Annotated in this window: 12 protein-coding genes; 6 read left to right on the forward strand and 6 right to left on the reverse strand. The window is 70.4% G+C overall.

Annotated features, from left to right (window positions below; all coding sequences use genetic code 11):
* Positions 1 to 1,058 (forward strand): helix-hairpin-helix domain-containing protein (locus BGO22_RS13495; protein ID WP_286851276.1); only part of this gene is annotated, 1,058 nt, incomplete at its 5' end.
* 22 nt (positions 1,059 to 1,080) lie between these two features.
* Here BGO22_RS13495 and BGO22_RS13500 read toward each other — a convergent pair.
* Positions 1,081 to 1,677: a YqhA family protein gene (locus BGO22_RS13500; protein ID WP_070398511.1), complete on the reverse strand. Its 597-nt coding sequence runs from the start codon at positions 1,675 to 1,677 to the stop codon at positions 1,081 to 1,083.
* Between the two features lie 155 nt (positions 1,678 to 1,832).
* Between BGO22_RS13500 and acs the strand changes: the two genes are divergently transcribed.
* Entirely contained in the window at positions 1,833 to 3,827 is a 1,995-nt protein-coding gene (gene acs, locus BGO22_RS13505; RefSeq protein ID WP_070398510.1) for an acetate--CoA ligase, read from the forward strand.
* 87 nt (positions 3,828 to 3,914) lie between these two features.
* Here acs and BGO22_RS13510 read toward each other — a convergent pair whose 3' ends face one another.
* The 4 genes from BGO22_RS13510 to smpB form a co-directional block, all read right to left on the reverse strand.
* The gene (locus BGO22_RS13510) at positions 3,915 to 4,742 is read right to left on the reverse strand and encodes an anti-sigma factor family protein (protein ID WP_070398509.1); all 828 of its coding nucleotides are present in this window, start codon (positions 4,740 to 4,742) and stop codon (positions 3,915 to 3,917) included.
* Positions 4,743 to 4,758: 16 nt separating this feature from the next.
* Positions 4,759 to 5,289, reverse strand: a complete 531-nt coding sequence (locus BGO22_RS13515; RefSeq protein ID WP_070398508.1) for an RNA polymerase sigma factor — start codon at positions 5,287 to 5,289, stop codon at positions 4,759 to 4,761.
* Positions 5,290 to 5,318: 29 nt separating this feature from the next.
* A complete protein-coding gene (locus BGO22_RS13520) occupies positions 5,319 to 5,696 on the reverse strand; it encodes a COG4315 family predicted lipoprotein (RefSeq protein WP_070398507.1) in 378 nt (125 codons plus the stop codon).
* A 97-nt stretch (positions 5,697 to 5,793) separates the two neighbouring features.
* Entirely contained in the window at positions 5,794 to 6,273 is a 480-nt protein-coding gene (gene smpB, locus BGO22_RS13525) for an SsrA-binding protein SmpB (protein ID WP_070398506.1), read from the reverse strand.
* 113 nt (positions 6,274 to 6,386) lie between these two features.
* Between smpB and BGO22_RS13530 the strand changes: the two genes are divergently transcribed.
* A complete protein-coding gene (locus BGO22_RS13530; protein WP_070398505.1) occupies positions 6,387 to 6,833 on the forward strand; it encodes a type II toxin-antitoxin system RatA family toxin in 447 nt (148 codons plus the stop codon).
* A gap of 3 nt (positions 6,834 to 6,836) precedes the next feature.
* Positions 6,837 to 7,184 (forward strand): RnfH family protein, encoded by a 348-nt coding sequence (locus BGO22_RS13535; protein WP_070398504.1) that lies wholly within the window; start codon positions 6,837 to 6,839, stop codon positions 7,182 to 7,184.
* Positions 7,185 to 7,202: 18 nt separating this feature from the next.
* Here BGO22_RS13535 and BGO22_RS13540 read toward each other — a convergent pair whose 3' ends face one another.
* Positions 7,203 to 7,760: a DUF4124 domain-containing protein gene (locus tag BGO22_RS13540; RefSeq protein ID WP_286851281.1), complete on the reverse strand. Its 558-nt coding sequence runs from the start codon at positions 7,758 to 7,760 to the stop codon at positions 7,203 to 7,205.
* Between the two features lie 142 nt (positions 7,761 to 7,902).
* On the opposite strand from BGO22_RS13540, the gene guaB reads away from it, so the two are divergent.
* Together guaB and guaA are read left to right on the forward strand one after the other, a co-directional pair.
* Positions 7,903 to 9,372 carry an IMP dehydrogenase gene (gene guaB, locus BGO22_RS13545; RefSeq protein ID WP_070398503.1) on the forward strand — a complete coding sequence of 490 codons (1,470 nt, stop codon included), beginning with the start codon at positions 7,903 to 7,905 and terminating at the stop codon, positions 9,370 to 9,372.
* Positions 9,373 to 9,523: 151 nt separating this feature from the next.
* On the forward strand, positions 9,524 to 10,116 hold a 593-nt coding region (guaA, locus tag BGO22_RS13550; protein WP_286851283.1), incomplete at its 3' end, for a glutamine-hydrolyzing GMP synthase.

Raw genomic sequence — 10,116 nt, forward strand, 5'->3', positions numbered from 1 at the left:
CGCCCATGCCGCCGGTGCTGGTGACCAGCCAGCCCGTGGGCCGGCCGCTGCTGGACGCGCTGAGCGAGCAGACCGGCCAGAAGGTGCACGCGGTGCACCAGCCCCGTGAGCACCGCCGCGCCTGGCTGGAGATGGCGCAGAAGAACGCGGGCATCGCGCTGGCGCGGCTGTTGGCCGAGGAGGGCAGCCAGCAGGCCCGCACGCGCGCCCTGGCCGAGGCCCTGCAACTGCCCGACGACGATCTGGAGGCGCTGCGCATCGAGTGCTTCGACATTTCGCACACGGCGGGTGAATCCACGCAGGCCTCCTGCGTGGTGTTCGAGGGCCACAAGCTGCAGAACAGTCAGTACCGGCGCTACAACATCGATGGCATCACGCCCGGCGACGACTACGCCGCCATGCGCCAGGTGCTGACGCGCCGCTACGGCCGCATCGCGGAGGCGCTGAAGGCCGAGGCGGGCGAGGCCGCGCTGCCGCCGGGCACGGAGGTGGCGGTGGCCGCCGGGCCCGATGGCGGGGCCGAGCCGCCGCCATCGGCGGTGGAGGACACACCGGCCACACCTTCAGCCCCCAAGGACTCGGGCAAGGACATGCCGGCCACCGGACCGCGCCTGCCGGACATCGTGCTCATCGACGGCGGCAAGGGCCAGGTGGGCGTGGCGCGCGAGGTGTTCCAGCAGCTCGGGCTGGACCTGGGCAGCATCGTCGGCGTGGAGAAAGGCGAGGGCCGCAAGGTGGGCCTGGAGGAACTGGTCTTCGCCGACGGCCGTGCCAAGGTCTACCTGGGGCACGACTCGGCGGCGCTGATGCTGATCGCGCAGATCCGCGACGAGGCGCACCGTTTCGCCATCACCGGCATGCGCGCGCAGCGCGCCAAGGTGCGGGTGGGGGCGAGTCAGCTCGAAGACATCCCGGGCGTGGGCCCCAAGAAGCGCGCGCGCCTGCTGCAGCGCTTTGGCGGGGTGCGCGGCGTGGCCTCGGCCAGCGTGGAGGACCTGGCCACGGTGGAAGGCATCTCGGCCGATCTGGCCGATGCGATCTACCGGGCCCTGCACTGAGGGCGCGCGCCGCGCGCCAGGCTCAGTGGTCCTGCGAGGGCGCGGACATCAGCCGGTCGGCCAGCGCGATGGCCAGGGCGCTGAACAGGAAGGCGATGTGGATGAGCGTTTGCCACATCAGCACCTTGACCTCGTAGTTGCCGGCGTTGATGAAGGTCTTGAGCAGGTGGATGGAGCTGATGCCGATGATGGCCGTGGCCAGCTTCACCTTCAGCACGCTGGCGTTCACGTGGCTCAGCCACTCCGGCTGGTCGGGGTGGTCTTCCAGGTTCATGCGGCTGACGAAGGTCTCGTAGCCCCCCACGATCACCATGATCAGCAGGTTGGAGATCATCACCACGTCGATCAGCGCCAGCACCACCAGCATGATGATGGTCTCGTTCAGGCTGGTCGGCACCACGTCGCTCTTGTAGCCGATGCTGCTGACCAGCTTCTGCAAGGCGATCTCGCTGCCGAAGGCGGCTTCGATGAGGTGCACCAGTTCCACCCAGAAGTGGTAGACGTAGATGGCCTGCGCGGCGATCAGACCGATGTACAGCGGCAGCTGCAGCCAGCGGCTGGCAAAGATCAGGTTGGGCAGGGGCCGGATCGGGCGGGCGGCTTTGAGGGGGTCGGTCATGGTGTGTCGGGGCCAAAAAAAGCGGCGCACCGAATGGGCAGCCGCAGGCGTCGGTTATTGTAGAAGCCTCGCCCCGTGTCAGTTGGCCGTAAGTGCCTTTGCGCACAGTGCCGCCGGCCCCGTTTTCCAGCACAACAGTCGAGGAGACACCCGCCATGTCATCGCCTTCGTCGTCGATCGAATCCGTCCTGGTCGAGAACCGGGTGTTCGAGCCCAGCGCCGCCACCGTCGCCGCCGCCCGTGTCTCGGGCATGAAGGCCTATGAAGCCCTGTGCGCCGAGGCCGACAAGGACCCCGAGGCCTTCTGGGCCCGACTGGCCAGGGAGCACCTGGCCTGGCACAAGCCCTTCACCCAGACCCTGGACGCCAGCGACAAGCCCTTCTACAAGTGGTTCCAGGACGGTCAGCTCAACGCCTCCCACAACTGCCTGGACCGCCACATGGGCACGCCGGTGGAGAACAAGACGGCGATCGTCTTCGAGGCCGACGACGGCGCGGTGACCCGCGTCACCTACAAGGAGCTGCTGGCCAAGGTCTCGCAGTTCGCCAACGCGCTCAAGGCCCGGGGCGTCAAGCCGGGCGATCGCGTCATCATCTACATGCCCATGACCATCGAGGGCGTGGTGGCCATGCAGGCCTGCGCGCGCATCGGCGCCACGCACAGCGTGGTGTTCGGCGGCTTCTCGGCCAAGGCCCTGCAGGAGCGCATCCAGGACGCCGGCGCGGTGGCCGTCGTCACCGCCAACTACCAGATGCGCGGCGGCAAGGAGCTGCCGCTCAAGGCCATCGTCGACGAAGGCATCGCCATGGGCGGCTGCGAGTCGATCAAGACCGTCATCACCCTGCAGCGCACCCCCACGGCCTGCCACATGGTGGCGGGCCGCGACATCACCTGGGCCGAGGCCATCGCCGGCCAGGGGACCGACTGCCCGCCGGTGTTCGTCGGCGCCGAGCATCCGCTGTTCGTGCTCTACACCTCCGGCTCCACGGGCAAGCCCAAGGGCGTGCAGCACAGCACCGCGGGCTTCCTGCTGTGGGCGCGGCTCACCATGCTCTGGACCTTCGACCTGCGGCCCGAGGACCTGTTCTGGTGCACGGCCGACATCGGCTGGATCACCGGCCACACCTACGTGGCCTATGGCCCCCTGGCCGCCGGCGCCACGCAGCTGGTGTTCGAGGGCGTGCCCACCTACCCGCACGCGGGGCGCTTCTGGCAGATGATCGAGAAGCACAAGGTCAGCATCTTCTACACCGCGCCCACGGCGATCCGCTCGCTCATCAAGGCGGCCGAAGGCGACGAGAAGGTGCACCCGAAGAACTGGAACCTGGACAGCCTGCGCCTGCTGGGCTCGGTGGGCGAGCCCATCAACCCCGAGGCCTGGATGTGGTACTTCCGGAACGTCGGCCATGAGCGCTGCCCCATCGTGGACACCTTCTGGCAGACCGAGACCGGCGGCCACGTGATCACGCCGCTGCCGGGCGCCACGCCGCTGGTGCCGGGCTCCTGCACGCTGCCGCTGCCGGGCATAGCCGCCGCCATCGTGGACGAGGCGGGCCACGACGTGCCCAACGGCGCGGGCGGCATCCTGGTCATCAAGAAGCCCTGGCCTTCGATGATCCGCACCATCTGGGGCGACCCGGAGCGCTTCAAGAAGAGCTACTTCCCGCCGGAGCTCAAGGGCTACTACCTGGCCGGCGACGGCGCGGTGCGCAGCGCCGACCGCGGCTACTTCCGCATCACGGGCCGCATCGACGACGTGCTCAACGTCTCGGGCCACCGCATGGGCACCATGGAGATCGAATCGGCCCTGGTGGCCAAGACGGACATGGTGGCCGAGGCCGCCGTGGTGGGCCGCCCCGACGACGTGACCGGCGAGGCCATCGTGGCCTTTGTGGTGCTCAAGCGCGCCCGCCCCACGGGTGACGAGGCCAAGGCCATCGCCAAGGAGCTGCGCGATTGGGTGGGCAAGGAAATCGGCCCGATCGCCAAGCCCAAGGACATCCGCTTCGGCGACAACCTGCCCAAGACACGCAGCGGCAAGATCATGCGCCGCCTGCTGCGCGCCGTGGCCAAGGGCGAGGCGATCACGCAGGACATCTCCACGCTGGAGAACCCGGCGATCCTGGAGCAGCTGGCGCAGAACAACTGACGCCCCGCGCCGCCGCTGCGCGGGTCGCTGCCTGCCGAGGGGGCGCGTGTCGCCTTGGGGCGGCCGGCGGCGAAACAGCCGGCGGCTTCAGAGCTGGCGGTACACCGCCTCGGCCAGCGCCATCAGCGCCTCGCGCGGCAGCGGGCCGCTGAGCGCGTAACCGAAGCCCTGGTCCACCCAGTAGAAGCCCGGCACCGGACCGTCCGGCGCGAAGCGGAAGGCGGTTTCGCGGCCGGCGGGCGCGGCCGCCGAGGCCGGGTCCACCGCCCCCAGGTACAGGGTCACGCGCTGACCGCCGGCGTTCTGGAACATGAACTGGGCGCGTGCGCCGGCCTCGCCCGGCAGCAGCCGCCCGCCCACCAGGGCGTAGCCTTGGGCCTGCAGATCGGGCACCTTCAAGGGCCGACCGGTGCGGCGCGAGAGCCACTGCACCAGGTGTTCCTGCTCGGCGGCGGCCACCTCCACGGGGTGGCGCTTCTCGGGCGAGTAGACGGCGTGCGCCAGGGCCGCGTCGTGCGCGAAGGCGGGCAGGGCGGTGGCCGGGCCGCGCGCGGCCAGACGGGCCTCGGCCGGCGCGCGCCACTGGCCGTGGGCGAGCCAGCCCGCGCCAAAGGCCAGCAGCACGCCGGCGGCCATGCCACCCCAGCGCCACCAGCGCTCGCCTCGCTGGCGGGCCTCGCCCATGCGCTGGGCGGCGTCCAGCAGGGCGGGGGGCAGCGGTTCGTCGAGCAGCCCGCGGTGCAGGCCGCGGATCGCCTCGCGCTGCGCGCGCCAGGCGTCCAGGCGGGCGCGCGCGGCGGCGTCGTGCGCTAGGCGCTGGTCGAGGGCGGCGCGCTCGGCCTCACCGAGCTGCCCGTCGAGCAGAGCGTTGATCTCGGCGTCGCTCAGCGGGGGATGGGAAGGGGGCTTGTCCATGGCGGCGGGGGCGGCGTCATTTCAGCCGCTTCAGGTGCGGGGAAGGTGGGGCGCTGGCCGCGCCCCGGGCCGGCGCGTCCAACAGGGCCTGCAGGCGCGCGCGAGCGCGCGACAGGCGCGACATGACCGTGCCGATGGGGGTGTCGGTGATGCGGGCCACCTGCTCGTAGCTCATGTCCTCCAGGCTCACCAGCAGCAGCACGGCGCGCTGCTCCTCGGACAGTTGCAGCAGGCAGCGCTGCAGGTCCAGCGCCAGGTCTTGCGCGGCGTCGGGCGCGGCCAATTCGTCCGCTACCTCGTCCACGTCGACCGGTGTGAAGGCGGCCGAGCGCCTCAGCTGCTGTCGCACGCCGCTCACGTGCAGGTTGTGCATGAGCGTGAACAGCCAGGCCCGCAGGTCGGTGCCCACGACCCACAGCCGCCACTTGCCGCAGGCGCGCTCCAGCGTGTCCTGCACCAGGTCGTCGGCGGCCCAGGCGTCGCCGGTGAGGGCCCGCGCGTAGCGGCGCAGCGCGGGGATCTGGGCGATCAGCTCGGGCGGGTTCATGGGCGGCGGCGACCCGTGCGCGAGCGGCCTCAGGGCTTGGCGGCGCGCCAGACGTTGTTGAAACCGTCGCCGGTCTTGTCGCCGGGCTTGGTGTCGCGCACCCAGTAGTACAGGGGCTTGCCCTTGAAGGCCCATTGCTTGGCGCCGTCGTCGCGGGTGACGATGCTGTAGTCGCCGGCGGCCTTGTCGCTGGCGCCGGCCATGAACGGCGGCCAGTTGGCAGCGCAGGGCCCGTTGCAGACCGACTTGCCGCTGCCCGTCGCGTCGCGGTCGAAGGTGTAGAGCGTCATCTGGTTGGGGCCGACGAGCACGCCGTCGGCCATCTTGGCCGGTGCGGCGGGGGCAGCCATCGAGGCGCAGCCGCCGAGCAGGGCGGTGACCAGGGCGAGGGACATCAGCGATTTCATGGCGCGTTCTCCAGGGTGGATGGTGGTGCAGGACGGGGCGTCCTGCACTGGAGTCAACGCCGGGCGCGGGCGGTTTATTCCCGCACGCGGAAAAAAATCAGCGCTTTTGCTCTTTCATCGCCCGCTCCACCTCACGTTTGCCCTCGCGGTCCTTGATGGTGTTGCGCTTGTCGTGCTCGCCCTTGCCCTTGCCCAGGGCGATCTCGCACTTCACGCGACCGCCTTTCCAGTGCAGGTTCAGCGGCACCAGGGCGAAGCCCTTCTGTTCGACCTTGCCGATCAGGCGATGGATCTGCGCCTTGTGCAGCAGCAGTTTCTTGGTGCGCGCGGACTCGGCGCTCACGTGCGTGCTGGCGGTGCGCAGGGGGTTGATCTGGCAGCCGATGAGGAAGAGCTCGCCGTCGCGGATGACCACGTAGCCATCGGTGAGCTGGACCTTGCCTTCGCGCAGGGCCTTCACTTCCCAGCCCTGCAGCACCATGCCCGCCTCGAAGCGTTCCTCGATGGCGTAGTTGAACAGCGCCTTCTTGTTGTCGGCGATGCGGCTGTCGCTGGGCTGGTGTTGACTGGTGGACATGGGTGGGAGGTGGGGGCGAAAGCCCGGGCGGCAAGGGCGGGGGCGACACTAGAATCGCCGAGGCCCTGTCGCGGCGCCCGCGGGCGTGGTGCCCGCGCGGGACCGGCGATTGTATGAAAACCATTCACAAGTCCGTGCTGTTGTGGCACAGCGCCCACGAGATGTTCGCGCTGGTCACCGATGTGCAGCACTACCCCCAGTTCCTGCCCTGGTGCGACCGCGCCGACGTGATCGAGCGCACGCCCGAGGGCATGGTGGCCCGCGTGGGCATGTCCATCGGCGGCCTGCAGCAGGGCTTCACCACCCGCAACACCCACGTGCCGGACCGCGAGGTCCACATGGCGCTGGTCGATGGCCCCTTCTCCCAGCTCGACGGGGTCTGGAAGTTCCTGCCCCTGGGCGACGGCTCGCAGCGCGCCTGCAAGGTCGAGTTCACCCTGCGCTACGGCTTTTCCAGCGGCGCCCTGGCCGCGGTGGTGGGGCCGGTGTTCGACCGCATCGCGGGCAACCTGGTGGACGCCTTCGTCAAGCGCGCCGACCAGGTCTACGGCACCGCCTGAACCATGCGCGTGACCCTGCTGTACGCGAGCGCGCCGCGCACGGTGCACCAGGCCGAGGTGGACCTGCCCGACGGCGCCAGCGCCCGGGACGCCTTGCGCGCGGCAGGCTGGCTGATGCAGTTTCCCGAAACGGCATCGCTGGCTGATGGCTTGGGTGATGGCTTGAGCCTGGCCGTCTGGGGCCGCCGCTGCGAGCCCGACCAGGTCTTGCGGGAGGGCGACCGCCTGGAGCTGCTGCGAGCCCTGCGCGTGGACCCCAAGGTGGCGCGGCGCGAGCGCTTCGCGGGGCAGGGCGCCCGCGGCGCCGGTCTGTTCTCGAAACGCCGGCCGAACAGCAAGGCCGGGTACTGAGGTCCGTTACCGAGGCTGCTACTGCGGCAGCGGCCCGCAGTCGCTGGCGATGATCTGCTGCAGGCGCTGGGCCTCGCTGGCCCGGCGCGCATCGTCCATGATCTCGCGTTCGCCCTTGGCGTTGGTGGTGGCCAGGCGCTGGCCCGAATCGAGCGTGGTCTTGGCCGTCTTGGCGCGCTGACAGTTCTCGGCCCGGGCGCGCGCCAGTTTTTCGGCCTCCTGCTTTTTCTTGGCGGCCTCGGCGGCCTCCGCCTCCCTTTTGCGCGCCTCGAGTTCCTTGTCGACGCCCGGGGCCTGGGGCACGAGCGGCGCGGCGGCCTCACCCGGGGCGGCCGGCGAGGCGGCGGCGGGCGCCGGGGGGTGGGCCGGTGACGCGGACATGGGCCCGGCGGCGGCGGGGCGCTTGAGGATGTTCTTGTCGGGCGTGCCCGCTGGCGGCGCGGTGTCGCTGTAGACCTTGCGGCCGGCGTTGTCGATCCATTGCCACTGGGCCAGGGCCGGCGCCGCCATCGCGGCGGTGAGTGCCAGGGCGGCCAGCGAGCGCAGGGCGAGGGGAGCGAAGGGGGTGTTCGGCATTCGGCCAGTGTATGTCCGGGGTGCCGCGCCCGGCCCCCCGCGGCCGCCGAAGCGATGCCCTCAGGCAACGGACGGCACCGGCCCGGCGCCGGACGGGCGACCAGGGGGCCACGTTTACAATCCGCTTTTTGGAGTCTCCCTCATGCGCCTCCTCGGCAACGCGCTCACCTTCGACGACGTTTTGCTGGTGCCCGCGTACTCCCAGGTCCTGCCCAAGGACACCTCGCTGGCCACCCGTTTCTCCCGCAACATCCAGCTCAACCTGCCGCTCGTGTCCGCCGCCATGGACACCGTCACCGAGGCCCGCCTGGCGATCGCCATCGCCCAGGAGGGTGGCATGGGCATCATCCACAAGAACCTCACGGCCACCGAGCAGGCCGCCCAAGTGGCCAAGGTCAAGCGCTACGAAAGCGGCGTGCTGCGCGACCCGGTGGTCATCCCGCCCGACACCACGGTGCGCCAGGTGATGAAGCTCTCCGACGAGCTGGGCGTTTCCGGCTTCCCCGTGGTGGACGCGGGCAAGGTGGTGGGCATCGTCACCGGGCGCGACCTGCGCTTCGAGACCCGCTACGAGTTGCCGGTGCGCGAGATCATGACCCCGCGCGAGCGCCTGATCACCGTGCCCGAGGGCACCACCCCCGACGCCGCCAAGGCCCTGCTCAACAAGCACAAGCTCGAGCGCCTGCTGGTCGTCAACGAGGCCTTCGAGCTCAAGGGCCTGATCACGGTCAAGGACATCACCAAGCAGCTCAACTTCCCCAACGCCGCGCGAGACGCCGCCGGCCGCCTGCGCGTGGGCGCGGCGGTGGGCGTGGGCGAGGGCACCGAGGAGCGTGTCGAGGCCCTGGTCAAGGCCGGTGTGGACGCCATCGTGGTGGACACCGCGCACGGCCACAGCCGCGGCGTGATCGAGCGCGTGCGCTGGGTCAAGCAGAACTACCCGCAGGTGGACGTGGTCGGCGGCAACATCGCCACCGGCGCGGCCGCGCTGGCCCTGGCCGAGGCCGGCGCCGACGCGGTCAAGGTCGGCATCGGCCCGGGCTCCATCTGCACCACCCGCATCGTGGCCGGCGTGGGTGTGCCGCAGATCATGGCCGTGGACAGCGTGGCCACCGCGCTGCGCGGCAGCGGCATCCCGCTCATCGCCGACGGCGGCATCCGCTACAGCGGCGACATCGCCAAGGCCATCGCGGCCGGCGCCAGCACCGTGATGATGGGCGGCATGTTCGCCGGCACCGAAGAGGCGCCGGGCGAGGTCATCCTCTACCAGGGCCGCAGCTACAAGAGCTACCGCGGCATGGGCTCCATCGGCGCCATGCAGCAGGGCAGCGCCGACCGCTACTTCCAGGAAAGCAGCACCGGCAACCCCAACGCCGACAAGCTGGTGCCCGAAGGCATCGAAGGCCGCGTGCCCTACAAGGGCTCGGTGGTGTCCATCCTGTTCCAGCTCGCGGGCGGCGTGCGCGCCAGCATGGGCTACTGCGGCTGCGCCACCATCCAGGAGATGAAGGACCGCGCCGAGTTCGTGCAGATCACGGCCGCGGGCATGCGCGAGAGCCATGTGCACGACGTGCAGATCACCAAGGAAGCGCCCAACTACCGAGCCGATTGATCCCCCGCGCCGCCTGCGGCGTCACCCCCCAGGGGGCGGCACCTGCGGCCTGGCAAAGCCAGTTCCGCGGTGCCCTGGAAGGGGTGGCCTCTTGCTCAACGGGTCGTCTTTCGAGACGGCCCGTCTCTTTTTTTGACGTTCACCGACCACCATGCAGCACGACAAGATCCTCATCCTCGACTTCGGCTCCCAGGTCACCCAGCTCATCGCGCGCCGCATCCGCGAGGCGCACGTCTACTGCGAGGTGCACCCCTGCGACGTCAGCAGCGACTGGGTGCGCGGGTTCGCCGCCGACGGGCGCCTGAAGGGCGTGGTGCTCTCGGGCAGCCACGCCAGCGTGTACGAGGTGGACGACAAGGCGCCCGAGGCCGTCTACGAACTGGGCGTTCCGGTGCTGGGCATCTGCTACGGCATGCAGACCATGGCGCAGCAGCTGGGTGGCAAGGTCGAGGGCTCCCACACCCGCGAGTTCGGTTACGCCGAGGTGCGCGCGCGGGGCCACACCGCGCTGCTGAAGGACATCGCCGACTTCACCACGCCCGAAGGCCACGGCATGCTCAAGGTCTGGATGAGCCACGGCGACAAGGTGACCGAGCTGCCGCCTGGCTTCAAGCTCATGGCCAGCACGCCCAGTTGCCCCATCGCCGGCATGGCCGACGAGGCGCGCCGCTTCTATGGCGTGCAGTTCCACCCCGAGGTCACGCACACGGTGCAGGGCCGCGCCCTGCTCGAGCGCTTCGTGCT

Source organism: Hydrogenophaga sp. 70-12 (genome assembly GCF_001897365.1).
Classification (GTDB): Bacteria; Pseudomonadota; Gammaproteobacteria; order Burkholderiales; family Burkholderiaceae_C; genus Hydrogenophaga; species Hydrogenophaga borbori.